General features: G+C 64.6%; 17 protein-coding genes. 11 read left to right on the top strand and 6 right to left on the bottom strand.

All coding sequences use genetic code 11. The annotated features are described in order from the left end of the window. From M2D63_RS15220 to M2D63_RS15210, 3 genes are all read left to right on the top strand, one after another. The gene (locus tag M2D63_RS15220; RefSeq protein WP_285863768.1) at positions 1–678 is read left to right on the top strand and encodes a response regulator transcription factor; all 678 of its coding nucleotides are present in this window, start codon (positions 1–3) and stop codon (positions 676–678) included. 119 nt (positions 679–797) lie between these two features. After that, a complete protein-coding gene (locus tag M2D63_RS15215; RefSeq protein ID WP_285863767.1) occupies positions 798–1,211 on the top strand; it encodes a Spy/CpxP family protein refolding chaperone in 414 nt (137 codons plus the stop codon). A gap of 65 nt (positions 1,212–1,276) precedes the next feature. Then, a complete protein-coding gene (locus tag M2D63_RS15210) occupies positions 1,277–2,611 on the top strand; it encodes a HAMP domain-containing sensor histidine kinase (RefSeq protein ID WP_285863765.1) in 1,335 nt (444 codons plus the stop codon). 120 nt (positions 2,612–2,731) lie between these two features. Here M2D63_RS15210 and M2D63_RS15205 read toward each other — a convergent pair whose 3' ends face one another. Next, a complete protein-coding gene (locus tag M2D63_RS15205) occupies positions 2,732–3,289 on the bottom strand; it encodes a nitroreductase family protein (protein ID WP_285863764.1) in 558 nt (185 codons plus the stop codon). A 100-nt stretch (positions 3,290–3,389) separates the two neighbouring features. Here M2D63_RS15205 and M2D63_RS15200 point away from each other — a divergent pair, with 100 nt between their 5' ends. Next, on the top strand, positions 3,390–4,844 hold the full coding sequence (locus M2D63_RS15200; RefSeq protein ID WP_285863762.1) for a TrkH family potassium uptake protein: 1,455 nt from the start codon (positions 3,390–3,392) through the stop codon (positions 4,842–4,844). Here M2D63_RS15200 and M2D63_RS15195 read toward each other — a convergent pair. Beyond that, entirely contained in the window at positions 4,838–5,893 is a 1,056-nt protein-coding gene (locus M2D63_RS15195) for an AraC family transcriptional regulator (protein WP_285863761.1), read from the bottom strand. The genes M2D63_RS15200 and M2D63_RS15195 overlap by 7 nt on opposite strands. Before the next feature lie 160 nt (positions 5,894–6,053). Between M2D63_RS15195 and M2D63_RS15190 the strand changes: the two genes are divergently transcribed. From M2D63_RS15190 to M2D63_RS15175, 4 genes are all read left to right on the top strand, one after another. Further along, entirely contained in the window at positions 6,054–6,365 is a 312-nt protein-coding gene (locus tag M2D63_RS15190; protein ID WP_285863760.1) for a DUF962 domain-containing protein, read from the top strand. 97 nt (positions 6,366–6,462) lie between these two features. Then, positions 6,463–7,056, top strand: a complete 594-nt coding sequence (locus M2D63_RS15185; RefSeq protein ID WP_285863759.1) for an HD domain-containing protein — start codon at positions 6,463–6,465, stop codon at positions 7,054–7,056. 143 nt (positions 7,057–7,199) lie between these two features. Further along, entirely contained in the window at positions 7,200–7,964 is a 765-nt protein-coding gene (locus M2D63_RS15180) for an AraC family transcriptional regulator (protein ID WP_285863758.1), read from the top strand. A gap of 77 nt (positions 7,965–8,041) precedes the next feature. Then, positions 8,042–8,923, top strand: coding sequence for a DMT family transporter (locus M2D63_RS15175; RefSeq protein WP_285863757.1), 882 nt, complete (start codon positions 8,042–8,044; stop codon positions 8,921–8,923). A 3-nt stretch (positions 8,924–8,926) separates the two neighbouring features. Here the strand turns inward: M2D63_RS15175 and M2D63_RS15170 are convergent, their stop codons facing one another. Continuing rightward, positions 8,927–9,211 (bottom strand): SelT/SelW/SelH family protein, encoded by a 285-nt coding sequence (locus tag M2D63_RS15170; RefSeq protein ID WP_285863756.1) that lies wholly within the window; start codon positions 9,209–9,211, stop codon positions 8,927–8,929. 70 nt (positions 9,212–9,281) lie between these two features. Between M2D63_RS15170 and M2D63_RS15165 the strand changes: the two genes are divergently transcribed. Further along, positions 9,282–11,471, top strand: a complete 2,190-nt coding sequence (locus tag M2D63_RS15165; RefSeq protein WP_285863755.1) for a patatin-like phospholipase family protein — start codon at positions 9,282–9,284, stop codon at positions 11,469–11,471. 7 nt (positions 11,472–11,478) lie between these two features. Here the strand turns inward: M2D63_RS15165 and M2D63_RS15160 are convergent, their stop codons facing one another. Beyond that, positions 11,479–11,913, bottom strand: coding sequence for a MarR family transcriptional regulator (locus M2D63_RS15160; protein ID WP_285863754.1), 435 nt, complete (start codon positions 11,911–11,913; stop codon positions 11,479–11,481). A 106-nt stretch (positions 11,914–12,019) separates the two neighbouring features. Continuing rightward, a complete protein-coding gene (gene recQ, locus M2D63_RS15155) occupies positions 12,020–14,155 on the bottom strand; it encodes a DNA helicase RecQ (protein ID WP_285863753.1) in 2,136 nt (711 codons plus the stop codon). 246 nt (positions 14,156–14,401) lie between these two features. Here recQ and M2D63_RS15150 point away from each other — a divergent pair, with 246 nt between their 5' ends. Both M2D63_RS15150 and M2D63_RS15145 read left to right on the top strand, forming a co-directional pair. Next, complete coding sequence (locus M2D63_RS15150; protein WP_285863752.1) at positions 14,402–14,995, top strand: UPF0149 family protein; 594 nt, start codon at positions 14,402–14,404, stop codon at positions 14,993–14,995. Positions 14,996–15,005: 10 nt separating this feature from the next. Next, positions 15,006–15,371, top strand: a complete 366-nt coding sequence (locus M2D63_RS15145; RefSeq protein ID WP_285863751.1) for a YbaN family protein — start codon at positions 15,006–15,008, stop codon at positions 15,369–15,371. Between the two features lie 102 nt (positions 15,372–15,473). On the opposite strand, the gene M2D63_RS15140 is transcribed toward M2D63_RS15145, so the two are convergent. Beyond that, entirely contained in the window at positions 15,474–22,562 is a 7,089-nt protein-coding gene (locus tag M2D63_RS15140; protein WP_285863750.1) for a retention module-containing protein, read from the bottom strand. Positions 22,563–22,705 lie beyond the last annotated feature (143 nt).

Raw genomic sequence — 22,705 nt, 5'->3', positions numbered from 1 at the left:
ATGAGCGAGCTGTTACTGATTGATGATGACGAGGAACTCTGCGAGCTGCTGGGCAGCTGGCTGACCCAGGAGGGCTTTGTGGTGCGTGCCTGCCACGATGGCCAGAGCGCGCGCAAGGCCCTGGCCACGCAGGCTCCGGCCGCCGTGGTGCTGGACGTGATGCTGCCCGACGGCAGCGGCCTGGAGCTGCTCAAGCAACTGCGCAGCGAACATGCCGACTTGCCGGTGCTGATGCTCTCGGCCCGTGGCGAGCCGCTGGACCGCATCCTCGGCCTGGAACTGGGCGCCGACGATTACCTGGCCAAACCCTGCGACCCGCGTGAACTGACCGCCCGCCTGCGCGCCGTGCTGCGCCGCAGCCACCCCAGCACCCCGCCCAGCCAACTGGAAATCGGCGACCTGTGCTTCAGCCCGGCGCGTGGCGTGGTCAGCATCGACCAGCACGAGCTGACCCTGACCCTCTCCGAAAGCCGCATCCTCGAAGCCTTGCTACGCCAGCCGGGCGAGCCGCTGGACAAACAGGAACTGGCGCAGATCGCCCTGGGCCGCAAGCTGACCCTGTACGACCGTAGCCTGGACATGCACGTCAGCAACCTGCGCAAGAAGATCGGCCCGCACCCCGATGGCCGTCCGCGCATCGTCGCCCTGCGCAGCCGCGGCTATTACTACAGCCGGTAATGTCAGTAATGCGGGCGGGCATCTTTACTCAAGCTTTACGCTTGCCTGACCGCCGTTGACCTTGATCTCCCTAGACTGGGCACATCCGGTAATCACCGGCCCCTGAAAGGAGAGACACCATGCGCAAGACCCTTATCGCCCTGATGTTCGCTGCCGCACTGCCGACCGTCGCCATGGCCATGCCAGAAGACGGCTCGCGCCATGGCGATCACCACCGCGGTGGAGCGCCTTTCGCCCAGCTGGACCTGACCCGCGAACAGCGCCAGCAGATCCGCACGCTGATGGGCGAGCAGATGAAGAGCCGTCATGAAATCACCCAGCGCTACCTGGAAAAACTCCCGGCAGCCGACCAGAAGGCCCTGAAGGACGAGCTGAAGGCCAAGAAGGACAAGACCCAGGCCGACATCCGTGCCCTGCTCAAGCCCGACCAGCAGAAGAAGTTCGACGAGCTGAAGAAAGAGCAGGATGCACGCAGCGCCGAATGGAACGAGTTCAAGGCCTGGAAGGCTGAAAAAGCCACCAAGGCCCAGTAAGCTGTCAGCCACCCGCCCGACCTGCCTCCCGGCAGGCCGGGCTTTTGCCGTTGAAGGAGCCTCCCTTGCGTTCATTGTTCTGGCGCATCCTGGCCAGTTTCTGGCTGGCCATTGCCCTGGTCGCCGGCCTGTCGATCCTGCTCGCGCACATGCTCAACCAGGACGCCTGGATCCTCAGCCGCCATCCGGGCCTCAACACCCTGGCGCAGAAGTGGACCCAGCGGTACGAACAGGAAGGTCCGGATGCCGCGCAGCACTTTCTTGAACGGCGCAAACACCACTACAACATCGACGTGCAGGTGCTCAACGACAGCGGCGACGCCGTGGTGCCCGGCACCTTTCCGCGTCGTGCGGCGGCATTCGAGGCGCGGCGCAACAACGACGACCGCCGCCTGCCGTGGCGCCGGCTGACCGAGGAATACACCAGCCCCGAGAGCGGTGAAACCTACCTGCTGATCTACCGTATCCCACACCCGGAACTGGACGCCTGGCACCGCGACAGCCTGCTCTGGCCGCTGAGTGCCTTAGGCATTGCCCTGGTGGTGCTGACCCTGTTCAGCCTGCTGGTGACCCTGTCCATCACCCGCCCACTGAGCCGCTTGCGTGGCGCGGTACACGACCTGGGCCAGACCACCTACCAGCAGAACAGCCTGGCGCGCCTGGCCGCTCGCCGCGATGAGTTTGGCGTGCTGGCCAATGACTTCAACCGCATGGGCGCTCGCCTGCAGAGCCTGATCGGCAGCCAGCGCCAGCTGTTGCGCGACGTGTCCCATGAATTGCGCTCGCCCCTGGCGCGCCTGCGCATTGCCCTGGCGCTGGCCGAGCGCGCCGGGCCTGAACAACGCCAGGCGCTGTGGCCACGCCTGACCCGTGAGTGCGACCGCCTGGAAGCGCTGATCAGCGAAATCCTGGTGCTGGCCCGGGTCGATGCCGAGCAGGCGCGGGCTGAACCGGTGGACCTGGATGCGCTGCTGCAGAGCGTGCACAAGGATGCCCAACTGAGTGCACCAGAACAGGATATCCAGTTGCGCCACGACAGCGGCCTGAGCCTGCAGGGCTGGCCGACGCTGGTCGAGCGGGCGCTGGACAACCTGCTGCGCAACGCCCTGCGCTTCAACCCGCCGGGGCAGCCCATCGAAGTCAGCGGGGTGCGCGACAACGAGCGAATCGTGCTCAGCGTCCGTGACCATGGCCCGGGGGTGGCCGATGAGCACCTGGCGCAGTTGGGCGAGCCGTTCTTCCGCGCCCCCGGCCAGAGCGCCGCTGGCCATGGCCTGGGCCTGGCGATTGCGCGCAAGGCGGCGGAACGGCATGGGGGGAATTTGAGCCTGGCCAATCACCCTGAAGGGGGATTCGTGGCACGCCTGGAATTGCCGTTGGCCGGGCCGGGCAGTGCCTGACGTTAGATAGGCGGTGCCTCTATCGCAGGCTTTGCCAGCTCCCACAAGAGCCAATGCCGGCCACCGATCTGTGGGAGCCGGCGTAGCCGGCGATGAGGCCGGCACAGCCGCTACAAAACCTTACTCGCCCCAGGCCCTGACAAAATCGGCGGTCGCCAGCACCGGTGCGGTGCGCGGCTCGCTGAGCGGGGTACCCAGGTAGAGGAAGCCAATGATCTCCTCGCCCTCGGCCAGCTCCAGCCCCTTGGCCACATGGTTGTCGTAGGCAAGATCACCGGTACGCCACATCGCCCCCACGCCCTGGGCATGGGCCGCCAACAGAATGCCATGAGCCGCACAGGCCGCCGACAGACGCTGCTCCGACTGGGGAATCTTGAAGTGATTCTGCAAACGGGCGATCGCCACCACCAGCAAGGGCGCGCGCAACGGCATGGCCCGGGCCTTGTCCAGCGCTGCCTGGTTGGCATCACCTTTGGCCTGCACCGCCTCGGCGAACAGTTCTCCGAGTTTTTCCCGTGCCGCACCTTCGATGGTCAGGAACCGCCAGGGCCGCAACTGGCCATGGTCCGGGGCGCGCAAGGCGGCCTGGAACAAAGCCTCGCGCTGCGCGGCATTGGGCGCTGGCTCCACCAGGCGTGGTACGGAAACACGGTTGAGCAATGCGTCGAGAGCCTCCATCGGCTACCCCCTGAATAGAAATGTGCAGCTATTCTAGCGTTTACTTAAAAAGGTCCATAGGTAGAATGGCGCCCTTCCGCACCGAGTCAGAGCAGATCACATGGCGTTGCCGACTTTAAGGACTATTGGTTTCATCATCGGCATCTTCCTGATCACCCTGGCGATCAGCATGGTCGTGCCCATGGCCACCCTGGTGATCTTCGAGCGCACCGGCGACCTGCCGTCGTTCCTCTGGTCGAGCATGATCACCTTCATCGCCGGCCTGGCCCTGGTGCTCCAGGGCAAGCCCGAGCACGTGCACTTGCGCCCGCGTGACATGTACCTGCTGACGGTCAGCAGCTGGCTGGTGGTGGGCGTCTTCGCCGCCCTGCCCTTCCTGCTGACCCAGCACATCAGCTACACCGACGCCTTCTTCGAAAGCATGTCCGGCATCACCGCCACCGGCGCCACGGTGCTCAGCGGCCTGGACAGCATGTCGCCGGGCATCCTGATGTGGCGCTCGTTGCTGCACTGGCTCGGCGGTATCGGCTTTATCGCCATGGCCGTGGCGATCCTGCCATTGCTGCGCATCGGTGGCATGCGCCTGTTCCAGACCGAGTCCTCGGACCGCTCCGAGAAGGTCATGCCCCGCTCGCACATGGTCGCCAAGTCGATCGTGGCGGTGTACATCGGCATCACAGCTATTGGCAGCCTGGCCTTCTGGCTGGCGGGCATGAGCACCTTCGATGCCATCAACCACGCCATGTCGGCAATTTCCACCGGCGGTTTCTCCACCTCCGACCAGTCCCTGGCCCACTGGCCGCAGCCAGCGGTGCACTGGGTGGCGATTGTGGTGATGATCCTCGGCAGCCTGCCCTTCGCCCTCTACGTCTCCACCCTGCGCGGCAACCGCAAGGCGCTGATCAAGGACCAGCAGGTCCAGGGCCTGCTGGCGATGCTGCTGGTGACTTGGGTGGTGCTGGGCACCTGGTACTGGGCCACCACCGATCTGCACTGGCTGGAGGCCTTGCGCCACGTGGCGCTGAACGTGACCTCGGTGGTCACCACCACGGGCTTCGCCCTGGGCGACTACAGCCTGTGGGGCAACTTCTCGCTGATGCTGTTCTTCTACCTGGGCTTCGTCGGCGGCTGCTCCGGCTCGACCGCAGGCGGCATCAAGACCTTCCGCTTCCAGGTTGCCTACATCCTGCTCAAGGCCAACCTCAATCAGCTGATCCACCCGCGTGCGGTGATCAAGCAGAAGTACAACGGCCACCGCCTGGACGAAGAGATCGTCCGCTCGATCCTGACCTTTTCGTTCTTCTTCGCCATCACCATCTGCGTGATCGCCCTGCTGCTGTCCTTGCTCGGGGTCGACTGGATGACTGCCCTGACCGGCGCCGCCAGCACCGTTTCAGGCGTCGGCCCGGGCCTGGGCGAAACCATTGGCCCGGCCGGCAACTTCGCCAGCCTGCCGGATGCGGCCAAGTGGATCCTGTCCGCCGGCATGCTGCTCGGCCGCCTGGAGATCATTACCGTGCTGGTACTGTTCATGCCGGCGTTCTGGCGTCACTGACCGGCCGTCATTCCTTGCCGCTCCGGCGCCGGGGCCACAGCGCCCCCGCCCAGGCGCAAACGGTACTCGCCGGGGGTGACGTCGAACCAGCGGCGAAACGCCCGGAAGAAGTTGCTCGGGTCGGCAAACCCCAGCAGGTAGGCGGTTTCCAGCAAGGTCATGTTCGGTTGCGCCAGGTACTGCTCGGCCAGTTCTCGACGGGTGTCGTCGAGCAGGGTCTGGAAACTGGTGCCTTCTTCCTGCAGGCGTCGCTGCAAGGTGCGCTGGGACAGGTGCAGGGCCTGGGCCACGGTCTCGCGCTTGGGTTCGCCCTGGGGCAACATCCGGCACAACACCTGGCGGGCACGGTGGGTCACCCGGCTTTCGGAAAACCGCGCCAGGTACTCACCGGCAAAGCGATCGTGCAAGGTGGCCATGGCCTCGTTGGCCGTGGGCAACGGCGCCTCCATGTCGGCACGCTCGAACACCAGCGCATCATAGGGGGCAGCGAACACCAGCGGTGCATGAAAAGCCGTCTTGTAGGGCGTAATGTCCGCCGGTTGCGGCCCCTGGATCAACACCCGCCGGGGCTGGATCACCCGTCCGCTGAGCCAGCTGCACAGCGACAAGGCGCAGGCCAGCGAAGCTTCGGCGCTGTGCCGGGTCGGTGGCAGGTGGTCGCCATGAACCGTCAGGATCAAGGCATAACCGTCCGGTTCCAGACGGAAACTCAAGTCCGAGCTTTCGGCGATGATGCGCTGGTAGCGCACCAACCGCTCGAAACCGTCGGCCAGGGTGCGGCTCGACATCAAGGCATAGCCGACCACATGGAAGGACGCCGGGCGCACCACCCGCGCCATGTTCAGGCCGATGGCCTGGTTGCCCGACAGGTCGACCGCCAGTTGCCACAGGCGGGTCATGGAATCCTGGGTAAAGCGGGCATCAGGGTCGTCCAGCGCGGCGAAATCCAGGCCGAGCTGCTTGAACATGGCACGGCAATCCAGCCCTTCCAGCTCGAGTGCCTTGACGATCCCTGATGCCCAGCTTGCTGACGTGGTTCTTTCGCTCATGGCTGGCTTCTTATAGTCGAACTGTCCGCTCCTGCGGCGAACTCAAAGGATAGTCAATTGGCGCCTATTGTCACTGCCCTGCAGTGTCGGTCACTCTAGACTCGGATCAGGCTCCACGCCGTGTATCTTCGTCAGCACCGACAGACACAGGAGCAGCGTCGTGAACAGTCCTCAGCAATTTCGCAGTTTTGCCGAGTTCTATCCCTTCTACCTGGAAGAACACCGCCACCCCACCTGCCGTCGCCTGCACTTCGTCGGCACCAGCCTGGTCATCGCCCTGCTCGCCTACACCCTGGGCAGTGGCCAGTGGGCCCTGCTGCTGGCGGTGCCGTTCGCCGGCTACGGCTTTGCCTGGGTCGGCCACTTCTTTTTCGAGAAGAACCGCCCGGCCACCTTCAAGCATCCGCTCTACAGCCTGATCGGCGACTTCGCCATGTACCGCGACATGCTGCGCGGCAAGGTGTCCTTCTGATTTCGGCCCACAAGGTCAGCAAGCCGTCTTCAGCGGCCACTGTTCCGACAGGCGGTCAGGCTACAGTGGTTTTGCCCATCGCAACCCTGGAGCGCCGATGAACCAGCAGGCTCGTTTCACCCACATGCAAGATGGCACCCAGCAGGACTGGGCGATCATCGCCAGTGATTTCAGGGCCTATGCCAGCCAGCTGGCCGAGCGCATCCTGGCACACCTGCGCCTGCTCGACGGCGATTTCGGCGGTTTTCCCATCGACCGCCTGAGCCACTCGCTGCAAACCGCCACTCGCGCCTTTCGCGACGGGCGCGACGAGGAATACGTGATCTGCGCGCTGCTGCACGATATCGGCGACACCTTGGGCAGCTACAACCACCCGGACATCGCCGCCGCCATCCTCAAGCCCTTCGTCAGCCCGGAAAACCTGTGGATGGTGGAAAAGCACGGGATCTTCCAGGGCTATTACTTCTTCCACCACCTGGGCATGGATCGGCACCTGCGCGAGCAGTTCCAGGATCATCCGCAGTACCAGCAGACCATCGAGTTCTGCGCCCGCTACGATGCCGCCGCGTTCGATCCGGCCTACGACAACCTGCCCCTGAGCTTGTTCGAGCCGATGCTCAAGCGCCTGTTCGCCCAACCGCGCCAGTCGATCTACAAGGCCGCCCTGCAATCGATGGCTGAAAACGCCTGACTGCAGCTGTGGGAGCGGCGGTGCGAAGACTCGACTTGCCCGCACTACAATCTGGCGGGTAGGCGCGGGCTTGCCCCGCGATACAATCTGGCTGACAGTACACAATCGCGGGGCAAGCCCGCTCCTACCAGGAGGGCTCAGCAATGAGCAGCGCCTCGATACTTTCCCTGCGCCACTACCGTCACGACCTGATTGCCCACAGCCACCAGCACCCACAGTTGGTGTTCGGCCTGCGTGGGCAACTGGAGTTCGAGGTCGAAGGTCGCAGCGGCCGGGTCGATCGCCAGGGCCTGATGGTGATACCGGCCGGCGCCCACCATAGCTGCGGCAGCCCCGGCGGCAGCCATTGCCTGGTGCTCGATGTGCCAGACGACACCTGGCTGGCCCACAGCCTGGGCAGCCATGCCCTGGCCAGCCAGCGCCTGCTCGACCAGCCCGGACCGCTGAACCTGGACAACCGCCAGCAGCAACTGGTCGACTGGCTGGCAGCAAGCCCGGTGGCCGACCCGTTGATCGCCCAGCAAGGCGCCGTGCTGCTGCTTGCCAGCCTGAGCCAGGCAAGCCCGGCCGCGGTGGTGCACAAGTTGCTGCCCTATGCGGCCTTCGACGCACATATCGACCAGTATGCCGCCTACCCCTTGCAAGTGGCGGACCTGGCGCGCCTGGCCGGCCTGTCCAGCGCCCGCCTGCATACGCGCTTCGTCAGCGAAGCCGGCATGACGCCCATGGACTACGTCCGCCAGCGGCGCCTGCTGCAGGGGCGCAGGCTGCTGGTGGAAAGCGACCTGGCCATCGGCGAGATCGCCAGCCGGGTCGGCTACAGCTCCCAGAGTGCCTTTTCCGCCGCCATGCTCAAGGCCTTCGGCTGTTCGCCCCGGGCGTTAAGGCGCGAGTCCGGCGACAACTGACGCGAGGAACGCGACAGACAGCCGCGGCCACGGCTTCGTACACTGGCCGGGCTGTCCTGCCTCTTTCAAGGATCATCATGAACCACCGTACCGCACTCGGCGCCCTGCACATCGGCGCGCTGTTCTTCGGCCTCACCGGGGTCTTCGGCAAACTGGCCCAGGCCACGCCGTCGCTCATCGTCTTCGGTCGCGCCGCCTTTGCCGTGCTGGCCCTGGGCATTTTCGCCCGCTGCGCCGGCAAAGGCTGGCAGGCACTGCAAGGCCGGGACTGGCGTCGTCTGCTGCTGGGCGGCGTGCTGCTGGCCGGGCACTGGGTGAGTTTTTTCATTGCGGTCAAAGTCGCCGGCGTGGCGATCGCCACCCTGGGCTTTGCCAGCTTCCCGGCGTTTACCGTGATCCTCGAAGGCCTGCTGTTTCGCGAGCGCATCCGTAGCAACGAGATCATTCTGGTGCTGCTGGTGAGTATCGGCCTGGTGCTGGTCACCCCGGACTTCGACCTCGCCAGCCAGGCTACCGGCGGCCTGCTCTGGTCCCTGTTGTCGGGCCTGCTGTTCTCGCTGCTGTCGCTGACCAACCGGGTCTCGTCCGGGCGCATACCCGCGGTGCAGGCCGCCCTGTGCCAGAACGCGGTGGTCGCCCTGTGCCTGTTGCCGGCCGCAGCGCCGGTGCTGGGTGAGGTGGCGCCCATGGACTGGTTGTGGATCGGCCTGCTGGGGGTGTTCTGCACGGGCGTGGCCCACAGCCTGTTCGTCGCCAGCCTGGCGGTGATCAAGGCGCGCACCGCCGCGGTGGTATTCGCCCTGGAGCCGGTCTACGGCATCGCCATGGCCTGGCTGATCTTTGCCGAGACGCCCACCCCGCGCATGTTGCTGGGTGGCGTGCTGATCATCTTCGCCATCGTCATCTCCAGCCGCCTGGCGGCCGGCAATGCCGACAAGCGCGTCGCCGCCACCGGCTGAAAGTCAGGGACGGTCGCTGTGCCCCAGGTCGCGCTGCGGGTCGATCTGGTCGCGAACCCGCTGCTTGAGCACCTTGGCTTCCGGGAAGCCGCCATCGGCCTTGCGCTCCCAGATCTGCACGCCGTCACAGGTAATGCGGAAGACGCCACCGGTGCCCGGCTCCAGGGCCACCCGGGCCAGGTCGTCGCTGAAAGTGCTGAGCAGTTCCTGGGCCAGCCAGGCAGCGCGCAGCAACCACTGGCACTGGGTGCAATAGGTAATGACGATTTCGGCTTTGGGCGTATTCATGGGCTAACAGCTTCCTGACAGGCGGTCGTGCATATACTAGCGGTCTTTAGCCTTTGCTCCGAGAGTCCCGATGCACCGCCTGCTGTTGAGTCTGTTGCTGCTCGTCGTTTCCTTCCCGCTGCTGGCCGCCGAGCCGCCCCGACCTAAAGTCGGCCTGGTGCTGTCCGGTGGCGCCGCCCGTGGCCTGGCTCACATCGGCGTGCTCAAGGCCCTGGAAGAACAAGGCATCAAGATCGACGCCATCGCCGGCACCAGCATGGGGGCGGTGGTCGGTGGCCTGTATGCCTCCGGCTACAAGATCGATGAGCTGGAAAAACTGGCCCTGGGCATCGACTGGAAACAAGCCTTGTCCGACGCGCCACCGCGCAAGGACGTACCGTTCCGGCGCAAGCAGGATGACCGCGACTTCCTGGTCAAGCAGAAGCTCAGCTTTCGTGACGACGGCAGCCTCGGCCTGCCCCTGGGGGTGATCCAGGGGCAGAACCTGGCGTTGATGCTGGAAAGCATGCTCGCCCATGTCAGCGACACCCGCGACTTCGACAAGCTGCCGATCCCCTTCCGTGCCGTAGCCACCGACATCGCCAGCGGCGAAAAAGTGGTGTTCAGCCGCGGCCACCTGCCCCGGGTGATACGCGCCAGCATGTCGATACCGGCAGTGTTCGCCCCGGTCGAGCTGGACGGCCGGTTGCTGGTCGATGGCGGCATGGTCGACAACATCCCCCTGGATGTGGCGCGCGAGATGGGTGTGGACGTGGCCATCGTCGTCGATATCGGTACGCCGTTGCGCAGTCGTGACCAGCTGACCTCCGTGGTCGATGTGCTCAACCAGTCGATCACCCTGATGACCCGGCGCAACTCCGAAGAACAACTGGCCGCCCTGCACCACGACGACATCCTGATCCAGCCGCCACTGGCCAGCTATGGCGTCACCGACTTCGGCCGCGCCCAGGAAATGATCGATGCCGGCTACCGCGCCGCCCGCGCCCTGGACTCGCGCCTGGCGGTGCTCAAGCGTCCCGACGACAGCGACGAAGAACTCAATGCGGCGCGCTCGCCGAGCCAGCGTACGCCGGTGATCACCGCCATCCGCATCGAAAACGACTCGAAGGTCAGCGACGACGTGATCCGTTTCTACATTCGCCAACCCATCGGCGAACCCCTGGAGCTGGGCCGCCTGCAGACCGACATGGGCACCTTGTACGGCCTCGACTACTTCGACCGGGTGCAGTACCGGGTGGTGCACAAGGGCAAGGACAACACCCTGGTGATCAACGCCCTGGGCCGTCGCGGCGGCACCGACTACCTGCGCCTGGGCCTGAACCTGTCCGATGACCTGCAGGGCGACAGCGCCTTCAACATTGGCGCCAGCTACCGCATCAACGGCATCAACCAACTGGGCGCCGAGTGGCTGACCCGGGCGCAGATCGGCGACCAGCAAGAGCTGTACAGCGAGTTCTACCAGCCGCTGGATGCCGGCTCACGCTACTTCGTCGCACCTTACCTGGCCCTCGGCTCGCAGAACATCGAGGCGACCCTGGAGGACGACCCGATCGCCGAATACCGTCTGGAACGCTACGGCTTCGGCCTGAACCTGGGGCGCCAGATCGGCAACAGCGGCGAGGTGCGCTTCGGCGTCGGCCAGGCCTGGGGCAACGCCGAGGTGCGCATCGGCGACCAGGACCTGCCTCGGTTCAGCTTCAGCGAAGGCTTCTACGAGCTCAAGTACTCCTTCGATAGCCTGGACAACGTCTACTTCCCCCACACCGGCGAAGACATCAGCCTGGACCTGCGCCAGTACGAACCGGACCTGGGCTCGGACCAGCGTTACCGGCAGTGGCAGTTCAAGCTGGACAAGGCCCTGAGCAGCGGCGCCAATACCTGGGTACTGGGGGGCCAGTACGGACGGACCCTGGATGATGCCGAGGTGGTGACTTCAAGCTTCGTCCTGGGCGGCGCCCGGCAGTTGTCGGGCTTTCGCCAGGACTCGGTGTCCGGACAGAACATGAGCCTGATGCGCATGGTCTACTACCGCCGGCTGACGCCACGGGCCTACCTGCCGCTGGACTTCCCGCTGTACCTGGGCGGCTCGCTGGAGCGTGGCCGGGCCTGGAACAATGACAACGACTTCGACAGTGGCTACATCAATGCAGCCAGCGTCTTCATCGGCTTCGAGACACCCCTGGGGCCGCTGAACTTCAGCTATGGGGCCAACAGCGAGAATCAGAAGGCGTTGTACCTGAACCTGGGCCACACCTTCTGAGTCGGGGTCAGTTCTTTTCCAGATTGGCCAGAATCCGTGCATGCACCCGCATGCACAGGTCCAGCTCTTCTTCATCGATGCCGGTGAACAGCTCGACGCGCAAGGCATTGGCGATGGTTTCGATCTGCTCGATCAACGGCTTGGCCGGAGGGCACAGGAGGATTTTCTTGGCCCGCCGGTCTTCGAGCACCGCCTGACGGCGTACCAGCCCCTGGGATTCCAGGCTGTCGAGCAGGCGTGCCAGGGTCGGGCCCTCGACGCCGACGCTCTGCGCCAGTTCGCGCTGGGTGGGGGCTTCATCGAAACGGGCCAGGTGCAGCAGCACCAGCCAGCGCGCCTGGGACAGGTTCAGGCCGGCCAGGCGGCGATCCAGCTCGGCGCGCCAACCCCGGGACATCTGGGCCAGCTGCATTCCGAAGCGGTGGTGGTCGGTCAACGGCATAGAAAACTCATCATCAGAACTAATTATTAGTCAGCTAACCATGTCCCTGCACAACAGGCAAGGATCTATCGGGCTAACAATCGTTATAAATGATGACAAAACAGCCTTACATCTCGAATTCAGCCGCCAACGCCGCCCGCACGCAGTACAGAACGCCCTCGGGCACCCGCGCACCGAACAGCTCGGCCACGGCCGAGACCGGCGGCAGTTCGCCTTCGCCGTCGAGGAAGGCATCCTGGATTTCGGCCAGCAAGTCTTCGGGCAGGTCCAGGGCCTGCTCCAGCGACAGTTGCTGGCGGCCAATGGCTTCGGCCAGCAGGCTGTAGACGTTCTTCTCGCTGCAATTGAGCTGGCCTGCGATCTGTGCCGGGGTCATGCCGGCCCGGGCCAGGGTGGTCAACTCGTGGCGCAGGTCGGCCACCACCGGTGGCGTCTCGGCCGCACCACCCAGCACTTCGAGGAAGGCTTCGCCGTAGCGCTCCAGCTTGCGCGCGCCGACACCGCTGACCCGGGCCATTTCGCTGAGGCTGGTAGGCTGGCTGCGCAGCATCTCCAGCAGGGTCGAGTCGGGGAAGATGACGTACGGTGGCACGCCATGCTCCTCGGCCAGCTTGCGCCGCAAGGCACGCAAGGCTTCCCACTGTTCGCGCTCCTCGCCGCGCACCAGCTGGCTGGCCGGGCTGCCACCACCGCTGCTGCCCTTGCTGCTGGTCTGCGGCTTGAGGTCGCGGCGCAGTTCAAGGCTGACTTCACCGCGCAACAACGGCCGGCAGCTGTCGGACAGGCGCAGGCCGCCATAGCCCTCCAGGTCGATATCGGCAAGGCCACGGGCTACCAGCTGGCGGAACAGCGAACGCCATTCGCCTTCGGAGCGCGCCTTGCCGACGCCGTAGACGGCGAGTTTTTCATGGCCGAAGTTGCGGATCTTCTCGTTGTCACGGCCCAGCAACACATCCACCAGATGGCCGACACCATAGCGCTGGCCGGTGCGGTACACCGCCGACAGGGCCTGGCGCGCAGGCTCGGTGGCGTCCCAGGTCTGCACGCCGTCGATGCAGTTGTCGCAGTGCCCGCAGGGCTGGGGCAGTTCTTCATCGAAATAGTTGAGCAGGGTCTGGCGCCGGCAGCGGGTCTCTTCGCAGAGCGCGAGCATGGCGTCGAGCTTGTGCTGCTCGATGCGTTTGTGGCGCTCGTCGCCTTCGGAGTTCTGCAGCATCTGCTTGAGCATCACCATGTCCTGCAGGCCGTAGGCCATCCAGGCATCGGCCGGCAGGCCGTCACGACCGGCCCGGCCGGTTTCCTGGTAGTAGGCTTCCAGCGACTTGGGCAGGTCGAGGTGGGCGACGAAGCGCACGTTGGGCTTGTCGATGCCCATGCCGAAGGCGATGGTGGCGACCATGATCAGGCCTTCCTCGTTGAGGAAGCGGCGCTGGTTGGCGGCGCGGGTCTCAGCGGGCAGGCCGGCGTGATACGGCAGCGCCGGAAAGCCCTGCTCGCACAGGAAGGCGGCGACCTCGTCGACCTTCTTGCGCGACAGGCAGTAGACGATCCCGGCGTTGCCGCGCCGCTCGCCGAGGAATGCCAGCAACTGCTTGCGCGGCTGCTCCTTGGGCACGATGCGGTAGAAGATGTTCGGCCGGTCGAAGCTCGACAGGAAGCGCTCGGCGTTCTGCAGGTGCAGGCGGCTGACGATTTCCTCGCGGGTACGCATGTCTGCCGTGGCGGTCAGGGCAATGCGCGGCACCTGGGGAAACAGCTCGGCCAATTGCCCCAGTTGCAGGTACTCGGGACGGAAATCGTGGCCCCATTGCGATACGCAGTGGGCCTCGTCGATGGCGAACAGGGCGATGTCCAGGTCGCGCAAGAAATCCAGCATGCGCGGCTGCACCAGGCGCTCCGGCGCCAGGTAGAGCATCTTCACCTCGCCCCGGCGAATGCGCCCGGCCAGGTCGCGCTGTTGCTCGGGGCTCAAGGTGGAGTTGAGCGACGCCGCCGCCACACCCAGTTCGTCGAGGGTCGCTACCTGGTCTTCCATCAACGCGATCAGGGGCGAGACCACCACCGCCAGGCCCGGACGCAGCAACGCCGGCACCTGGAAACACAGGGACTTGCCGCCCCCGGTGGGCATCAGCACCAGCGCATCGCCACCCTTGGCCACGCATTCGATGATCGCCCCCTGGCGCCCCCGAAAACTGTCGTAGCCGAAGATGTCCTTGAGGACGCGCTGAGCCTGTTCGAGCATAAAAACTCCAAAAATCGCAGAACCATCCTGGGCACAGGCTGGATGAAAAACGCGCTTGCCACACCCAAAAATGCGTAAGCAGCTTTTACCCCGGCCACGTGATACGGGCGGCCCGGGGCAAAAGCCGGGCATTATACCCGAGCGTCCGCCTTCACAGGATGCTCTGCGATAGACGTCTTCCTTTGCCTTGTCTGCGCTGCAAGGTGCTAGAATTCAGTCATCGTTTATTCCCAAGGTAGCCCCGTAATGTCCTTCGCCGAGCAATTGACCCGCCTGCAAGCCTTCCTCGACGCCGACGAGCTGCACGAGGAGGCGCTGGACTACGTTGCCGCCCACGGCTACCTGACCGCGCTGTCGATCGGTACCGAGGTCGTTCCCGAGCGTGAATGGATCGAAGCCTTGTTCGCCGAAGAGCCGCACTACAAGGACGACGCCCAGCGCGAAGAGATCGAAGCCACGCTGATCCAGCTCAAGGCCCATATCGCTCGCCAGCTGGCCAGCGACGAGGAGTTCGAACTGCCTTGCGACCTCGACCTGGGCGAGGAGCCGGACGATTCCGACCTGCGCGGCTGGTGCATCGGCTTCATGGAAGGCGTATTCATGCGTGAAGAAGCCTGGTTCGAGACCGCCGAGGAAGAAGTCAGCGAAATGCTCCTGCCGATCATGGTCGGTTCGGGCCTGTTCGACGAGCAGCCTGAATTCGAAGACATCGCCAAGGATGCCAACCTGCAGGACGACATGATCGTCCAGATTCCAGAGGCCCTGACCGCGCTGTACCTGCTGCAGCACGCGCCGGACGAAAAACCAGCACCCGCGCTGCTCAAGCCACGCCACCACTGAGTTGGCGTCAATGCGCTACCTGCTGCTGGCCACCGGCTGGCTCAGCGTTGCGCTGGGGGTGATCGGGATCTTCCTGCCGGTGTTGCCGACCACCCCTTTCCTGCTCCTGGCTGCGGCCTGCTTCGCCCGCAGCTCGCCGCGCTTTCACCATTGGCTGATCAATCACCCGCAGCTCGGGCCGTGGATCCGTGACTACCTCAGTGGTGAAGGCATCCCGCTCAAGGGCAAGGTCTATGCGATCGGCCTGATGTGGTTGAGCATCGGCCTGTCCTGCTACCTGGTGCCACTGCCCTGGGCGCGCGCCTTCATGCTGACCAGCGCGGTGCTGGTCAGCATCTACATCCTGCGCCAGACGACCCTGCGACGGCCTTCATGAAACACCTCTGCAAATCCCTGTAGGCGCTCACACCCCATCGGGGGGAAAGCCCGCTCCAAAAACCGTCGGTTGGAGCGGGATGGCCCCGCGATTGCATGCCGGTTACACGGTATCCACCTTCAACGAATGATCGTTGAGCATGCCGTTGATGATGGTCGCCGTGTCCTGCCCCGCCGCAATCACCCCGCCGGCCCCCGCCGTCACCCCGTAATGCTGGGCCAGGTTGACCCCGGCAAGATCGATGGTCTGGGTCGGTGCCGCCCCCGCCACCACACTCACCTCGATGGTCGACACCACGCCGGCGCCGCTGCCGGTGACCTTGAAGTGCAGGTAATCATCCAGTGACGCCGAAGTGGCGTTCTCGCCCTGGAGCAGTTGCGACAGGTCGAGCCGGTCGGTGCCCGGAGTGAAGTCGCTCACCACATCGTGACCGCTGTTGCCTTGCTGCCAGAGGAAAGTATCGCTGCCGGCGCCCCCGCTCAGGGTGTTGTTCCCCGGCCCGCCGATCAGCACATCGTTGCCCCCGCCGCCATTGAGCGTGTCGTTGCCCAACCCGCCGCTGAGCAGGTTGGCATTGCCGTCGCCGGTGAGGTTGTCGTTGTAGTCCGAACCGATCAGGTTCTCGATCCCGCTCAGGGTGTCCGTTCCTGCCCCGAACGTATTCTGTGCCGAAGTGGTCGCCAGGCTGACGGTCACCGGCCCGCCGGCACCGGCATAGCTGGCCGTGTCGATACCGTCGCCGCCGATCAGCAGGTCATTGCCGTCGCCACCGATCAGCAGGTCGTTGCCATCGCCGCCATTGAGGGTGTCGTTGCCGGCACCGCCGATCAGTACGTCATTGCCGGCACCGGCATTGAGGGTGTCATCGCCCGACCCGGCCAGCAGGATGTCATCACCCCCGGTGCCAGTCAGGGTAGCGCCTGCCTGGTAGGAAATATCCACGTTGCCCGTGCCAGTGCCACCGTGTCCGTCACTGACCGTATAGGTGCCGTAGTAGGTGTCGGGCTGGGTATTGGCGTAGTCGACCGTCATGGTCAGTGCGTAGTTCTCCTGCGCGGTGGGGTTGCTGCCGCTGGGGTTGGACTGGTTGACCACATGGATGCTGTAGACACCGTCATGACTGGCGGTGAAGCTGGAACCGTCGGCGATGGTCTGATAGACGCCGTTCTCATCCTTCCACTCCATCAGGATATTGCCGGCCGGCCGATCGTGATCGAGCTTGAGCGATTCGCCTTTTTTCAAGCTGATGGTCAGCACATCTTCGGCGTTGGCGCCGCTCGACAGCGAACCCAGGTAGCCATTGACGATCAGCGCTGCGGTGGTGGCATTCGCGGCACCGCGGAACGCACTGCGCTCCAGGGCCTTGAACTGGTTGCTCAGGTTGTTGGTGTTGCTCGAGAAGTTCAGCGACGGCGTGCCACTGCCCACCGAGAAGCCCGCCCCCTTGGCCCAGTTGGTGTTGAAGGTGATCGGCGATGCGTTGAGCGGATCGCCGTTGGCGTCGCTGTCGTTGGCCAGCAATGCCTCGCCCGGCACGGTAAGGCTGCTGGAGAGGATGTTGGTGATGATATGGTCGGCCCCGGCCACGGGTGCTGCGTTGGAGTAGACATTGACCACCAGGTTGGCGCTGCTGAGGTCGCCATCGTTGTCACTGGCCGTGAAGCCGATGTTCTCGGTCACCGCACTGCCGCTGTCCTTCGGTGGCGTGTAGGTGAACTCGCCGGTGTCCATGTCGACCAGCAGGGTGCCGCCGAGCACGGTCTTGATGTTGAAGGTGTTGGTGGCCGTGTCGAAGCTGCCACGATCGGTGCCGGTGGCGGTGTAGCTGCCCTGCCCGCCATTGGCCTTGGGATCGTAGGTGTAGGTCGTGCCGTCGACCAGCAGCGCCTTGATGAAGCCGCCATCGGCGCCGAAGGTGCCACCGCTCATCAGGCTGCCGGTGATCGGCGCGCCCTGCACGGTGCCCGACAGCACCTGGTTCAGGGCATTGAGATCGGTGACCACCACGGCGTTGGTGTCGGTATGCGAACTACCGTCGTAGGCCAGGGGGTTGAGGTTGCTGTCGTTGACACCGGTGCCCAGGCCAATGGCATAGGACTTGATCCCGTTGTTGTCGAGGAAGGTCTTCCAGGCGGCCTCGTCAGCGGTGCCGATCGCCTGTCCGTTGGTGGGGTTGCCGTCGGAGAAGAAGTAACCGATGTTCTGCGCGCCGGTCAGTTTGCCTGCCGTGCTGAAGGCCGACTGCGCCGCGGCCACCGCCGCGTCGTAGTTGGTGCCGCCACCGGAATTGAGGCCGCTGACCAGGGCCTTGGCCTCGGCCACCGTCACCCACGACGTCGACAGGACCGTGGCGCCGCTGCTGAAGGTGACGATCTGGACCTTGACGTCGCCCATCTCGTCGTACTTGTCGAGCAAGGCATTGATGGCTTCCTTGGCCAGTTCCAGACGGGTCTTGCCAGACACCCCGGAGTAGTTGCTCATGCTGCCGGAGACGTCGATGGTCAGCAGCAGGTTGGAATCGACCTGCCCCGGCGTCACCGAACGCTCCGCCCCCACTACCGATCCCAGGTCGTCGACGATGGTCACATCCAGGGTCGCATTGGCGGTGCTGCCATCACGATCGACCGCCGTGACAGGGATGGCCTCGTTGAGGTCATTGATGCCGTTGGCATCCGGGTGGTTTTCGCTATCGAGCAAGGTGTAGGTGTAGCTGACCACGCCGGTCGCCGGGTTGTAGCCGGTGATGGTCAGCGAGTTGCCCAGCGGCGTGGTGCCGGTTTGCGGGAAACCTGCGACCACCCCGCCACTGACCACGTTGATGCCACCGACGGTCAGGGTCTGCAGGCCGTCCGGCGCGGTCACCGTAAAGCTGCCGGTGCGGGTCAGGGCCGCGGTGTCCGGGCTGGTGCCGTCACCGAGGTTCTTCTCGTAGACCGTCTGTTCGCCGCCGTTGACGTTCAGGCCATCGATGGTGACCGGGTTGTCCAGGTTGCTGACGTTGAGTTTCAGGGTCGCGGTGCTGGTGTCACCGTCCGCATCCTTGAGGGTGTAGGTAAAGGTCTCGGTACCGGTTGCGCCACCCTTGAGGCTGATGAAATCCGGATCACTGGTGTTCAACGTGTAGGTGTAGGTGCCGTCGGCCGCCAGCACCAGGGTGCCGTATTTGCCCGTGATGGATTGCGGGGTGATTGGCCCGCTGGTAATGCGGTCGGCGCCCTGGACATCGTTGCTCAGCACGTTGCCGGTCAGGATCAGCTGGGTTTCCGTGGCCGTGGTGGTGTTGACGTCGTCGTATGCCTTGGGCGCATCGTCGACGATATTCACATCGAGTGTGCCGCGGGCGCTGCTGCCATCCTTGTCGGTGGCGACGATCACGAAGCCTTCGGTCAGGAAGGTGCCATTGCCGGTGGTGTGCGCTTCGTTGTCCACCAGGGTGTAGGTGTAGGTCACCACGCCCGTGGCGGGGTCATAACCGGTGATGGTCAGGGTGTTGCCCAGCGGCGTGGTGCCCGACTGCGGGAAGCCGCCGACACCGTTGCTGATCACCGTGACGCCCGCCACGACCAGGGTCTGCAGGCCATCCGGAGCGGTGATGGTGAAACTGCCGGACTGGGTCAGGGCGGCCCCGTTCGGGCTGCTGCCGTCACTGAGGTTTTTTTCGTAGACCGTCAGTTCGCCACACTCGATATCCAGGCCCTTGATCGTCACCGGATCGTTCAGGTTGCTGACATTGAGTCTCAGGGTGGCCGTCGAGGTGTCGCCGTCGGCGTCCCTGAGGGTGTAGGTGAAGGTCTCGATGCCATTGCCGGCGCCATGGGCGATGAAGTCCGGATCGCTGGTGTCGAGCGTATAGGTGTAGGAACCGTCGGCGGCCAATACCAGGGTGCCGTAGGTGCCGGTGATGGTTTGCGGGGTGATCGGACCGCTCGCAATGCGGTCGGCGCCCTGGACATCATTGCTCAGCACGTTGCCGCTCAGGGTCAGCTGGGCCTCGCTGGCCGTCACGGCGTTGCTGTCGTCGTATGCCTTGGGGGCATCGTCGACGATGTTCACATCGAGTGTGCCGCGAGCGGTACTGCCATCGGTATCGGTGGCGACGATCACAAAGCCTTCGGTCAGGAAGGTGCCATTGCCGGTGGTGTGCGCTTCGTTGTCCACCAGGGTGTAGGTGTAGGTCACCACGCCCGTGGCAGGGTTGTAACCGGTGATTGTCAGGGTATTGCCCAGCGGCGTGGTGCCGGACTGCGGAAAGCTGCCGACGCCGTTGCTGATCACGGTGACGCCGGCGACGACCAGGGTCTGCAGGCCATCCGGGGCGCTGATGGTGAAGCTGCCGGACTGGGTCAGGGCGCCAGCGTCCGGGCTGCTACCGTCGCTGAGGTGCTTTTCGTAGACCGTCAGTTCGCCACAGTGGATATCCAGGCCCGTGAGCGTCACCGGGTCATTCAGGTTGCTGACATCGAGTTTCAAAGTGGCCGTCGAGGTGTCGCCGTCGGCATCCTTGAGGGTGTAGGTGAAGGTCTCGAAGCCGGTACCGCCGCCTTTTAGGTTGATGAAGTCCGGATCACTGGTGTTCAGGGTGTAGGTGTAGGTGCCATCCGCCGCCAGCACCAGGGTGCCGTAGGTACCGGTGATGGTTTGCGGGACGATTGGCCCTGTGGTCACGCGGTCCGCGCCCTGGACATCGTTGCTCAGTACGTTGCCGGTCAGGATTTGCTGGGTCTCGCTGGCCGTCACGGCATTGCTGTCGTTAACCGCGGTCGGCAGGTCATCGATGATATTCACATCGATGTTGCCACTGGCACTGCTGCCATCGGTATCGGTGGCGGTGACCACGAAGCTTTCACTCAGGCCGTTGGCGTCGTTGCCAGTGGCGTGGGCCTCGTTGTCCAGCAGCGTGTAGGTGTAGCTGACAACACCGGTGGCGGCATTGTAGCCGGTGATGGTCAGGGTATTACCCAATGGAGTGGTGGCCGATTGCGGAAAGCCCACCGCCACCCCGCCACTGACCACGGTGATGCCGCCGACGGTCAGGGTCTGCAGGCCATCCGGCGCCCCCACGGTGAAGCTGCCGGCCTGGGTCAGGGCGGCATTGTTGGGCGCACTGCCGTCGCCGAGATTTTTCTCGTAGACCGTCAGCTCACCGCCCTCGACGTTCAGGCCGGTGAGGGTCACGGGATCGTTGAGGTTGCTGACATTGAGCACCAGCTTGGCGGTGCTGCTGTCGCCATCGGAGTCGGTGATGGTGTAGGTAAAGGTCTCGCTCCCGTTACCACCACCCTTCAGGTTGATGAAGTCCGGGTCGCTGGTGTTCAAGGTGTAGGTGTAGGAACCGTCGGCCGCCAGCACCAGGGTGCCGTAGGTACCGGTGATGGTCTGCGGCGTGACCGGGCCGGTGGGCACACGGTCGGCACCTTGCACGTCATTGCCGAGCACGTTGCCGGTCAGGGTCAGCTGGTTCTCGGTGGCGGTGACGGCGTTGCTGTCATCCGCCGCCGTCGGCACATCGTCGAAAATGGTGACGTCGATATTCAGGCTGGCGCTACTGCCATCGGTGTCGGTAGCCACCACGGTGAAGCTTTCGCTGCCACTGGGGCTTGCCTGGGCGCCATTGCCCTGCAGGGTGTAGCTGTAGGTCACTTCACCCGTGGCCGGGTTATAGCCGGTGATGCTCAGTGTGCTGCCCAGGCCCGTGGTGATCGACTGCGGGAAGGCATTGACCACCCCGCCACTGATGACCGTGATGCCCCCGACAGTCAGGGTTTGCAAGCCATCGGCCGCCGTCACCGTGAAGGTGCCACTGCGGGTCAGCGCCGCCGCATCGGGGCTGCTGCCGGTGTCCAGGTTCTTCTCGAACAGCACCAGCTCGCCGCCGCTGAGGCTCAACCCGTTGAGTTCGACCGGGTCATTGAGGTTGCTGACATTGAGCACCAGGTTGGCGCTACTGCTATCGCCGTCGGCATCGGTGAGGGTGTAGGTGAAGGTCTCGATCCCGTTGCCACCGCCCTTGAGGTTGATGAAGTCCGGGTCGCTGGTGTTCAAGGTGTAGGTGTAGGAACCGTCGGCCGCCAGCACCAGGGTGCCGTAGGTACCGACGAAGGTGCCGGGAGTGATGGGGCCGGTAGGCACACGGTCGGCACCCTGCACATCGTTGCTCAGCACATTGCCGGTCAGCACCAGCTGGTTTTCCGACGCCGTCAGCGCATGGCCATCGTCTACCGCACGGGGGACATCGTCGATCACGACAATGTCCAGCGAACCGCTGGCGGCATCGCCATCGCTGTCGCTGACCAGCACCGTGATGCTCTCGCCCAGGCCGTTGCTGCCGTTGCCGGCAGGATGGCTCTCGGCGCCGGTGAGGGTGTAGCTGTAGCTGACCACGCCGGTGGCCGCATCGTAGCCGGTAATGGTCAGGGTATTGCCCAGCCCGGTGGTGATCGACTGGCCGACACCGGTCACGACCCCGCCGGTCACCACATTGATGCCGCCGACGTTGAGATTGAACACGCCGTCTGCCGCCACCACGGTGAAGCTGCCCACCCGGGTCAGCGCCGCCGGATCGCTGGCCGAGCCCTGTGCCAGGCTGGCCTCGTTCAAGGACAACTCGCCACCGTCGACGGCAAGCCCCACGAGGCTGACCGGATTGTTCACCACCGGCAGCAGCGGGGGGGCGTCATTGTTGTTGAAGTCGCCGACCTCCAGATCGGCGATTTCCGGAAAACCATTGAAGCCGGCGGTAGGGAAACCGATGACCGGATCGACCCGAGCGGCCACTTCATCGAGGATCACGAACGAGTGACCACCGCCCAGGGCACCCGCTGCGCCGCCGCTGCCGGGGCCTGCGGCGGTGGGATCGGCTTCCTGGCTGGGGTCGGCACCGGCAGCGATGGCTTGCTGGAGTTTCTCCACATCGGTGAGCTGGGCCTGGCTTGGCGTCAGGGCATCCGGCGAATCCACCTGGGACGCCTGACCGGCCAGCAATTGCGGCGTCAGCTCCAGGCTACTGCCCCGCCCCAGGGTGAGTTCGCCGCCGTTTTGCAGACGAACGGCTACCGCGCCAGCAGCCCCGGTCTCCAGTTGTTCGCCAGCAAACAGCCGGTCACCTTCAAGCAGTGCCCGACGAGTGCCGTCGTTGGCCACTGCGAAGACCTCACCGACTACCTTGCTGACAATCCCGATTAACTTGGCCATGGGCGCTCTCCTCCGCTGCGGAACGGTTTTTCGCAGAAAAGCGCTCTGATTCTCGCGGGGTCGACCCACCACGCCAGTCTTGGGCCGATACCCAGAAAGTGCTGAAAACGCAGGTGGATTTCAATGGAATCAACACCTTCGTC

The organism is Pseudomonas sp. BJa5 (assembly GCF_030272875.2).
In the GTDB taxonomy this organism is placed as follows: domain Bacteria; phylum Pseudomonadota; class Gammaproteobacteria; order Pseudomonadales; family Pseudomonadaceae; genus Aquipseudomonas.
Note: the sequence above shows the minus strand (reverse complement) of the source record. Positions and strands in the feature narration are given on the sequence as shown.

What these genes read in the sequence shown, in the direction of transcription:
- M2D63_RS15165 (WP_285863755.1), top strand. Translation starts at nt 9,282, where the DNA reads ATGCACCGCCTGCTGTTGAGTCTGTTGCTGCTCGTCGTTTCCTTCCCG.
- M2D63_RS15205 (WP_285863764.1), bottom strand. Translation starts at nt 3,289, where the DNA reads ATGGAGGCTCTCGACGCATTGCTCAACCGTGTTTCCGTACCACGCCTG.
- M2D63_RS15180 (WP_285863758.1), top strand. Translation starts at nt 7,200, where the DNA reads ATGAGCAGCGCCTCGATACTTTCCCTGCGCCACTACCGTCACGACCTG.
- M2D63_RS15145 (WP_285863751.1), top strand. Translation starts at nt 15,006, where the DNA reads ATGCGCTACCTGCTGCTGGCCACCGGCTGGCTCAGCGTTGCGCTGGGG.
- M2D63_RS15200 (WP_285863762.1), top strand. Translation starts at nt 3,390, where the DNA reads ATGGCGTTGCCGACTTTAAGGACTATTGGTTTCATCATCGGCATCTTC.
- M2D63_RS15220 (WP_285863768.1), top strand. Translation starts at nt 1, where the DNA reads ATGAGCGAGCTGTTACTGATTGATGATGACGAGGAACTCTGCGAGCTG.
- M2D63_RS15160 (WP_285863754.1), bottom strand. Translation starts at nt 11,913, where the DNA reads ATGCCGTTGACCGACCACCACCGCTTCGGAATGCAGCTGGCCCAGATG.
- M2D63_RS15150 (WP_285863752.1), top strand. Translation starts at nt 14,402, where the DNA reads ATGTCCTTCGCCGAGCAATTGACCCGCCTGCAAGCCTTCCTCGACGCC.
- M2D63_RS15185 (WP_285863759.1), top strand. Translation starts at nt 6,463, where the DNA reads ATGAACCAGCAGGCTCGTTTCACCCACATGCAAGATGGCACCCAGCAG.
- M2D63_RS15195 (WP_285863761.1), bottom strand. Translation starts at nt 5,893, where the DNA reads ATGAGCGAAAGAACCACGTCAGCAAGCTGGGCATCAGGGATCGTCAAG.
- M2D63_RS15140 (WP_285863750.1), bottom strand. Translation starts at nt 22,562, where the DNA reads ATGGCCAAGTTAATCGGGATTGTCAGCAAGGTAGTCGGTGAGGTCTTC.
- M2D63_RS15175 (WP_285863757.1), top strand. Translation starts at nt 8,042, where the DNA reads ATGAACCACCGTACCGCACTCGGCGCCCTGCACATCGGCGCGCTGTTC.
- recQ (WP_285863753.1), bottom strand. Translation starts at nt 14,155, where the DNA reads ATGCTCGAACAGGCTCAGCGCGTCCTCAAGGACATCTTCGGCTACGAC.
- M2D63_RS15170 (WP_285863756.1), bottom strand. Translation starts at nt 9,211, where the DNA reads ATGAATACGCCCAAAGCCGAAATCGTCATTACCTATTGCACCCAGTGC.
- M2D63_RS15215 (WP_285863767.1), top strand. Translation starts at nt 798, where the DNA reads ATGCGCAAGACCCTTATCGCCCTGATGTTCGCTGCCGCACTGCCGACC.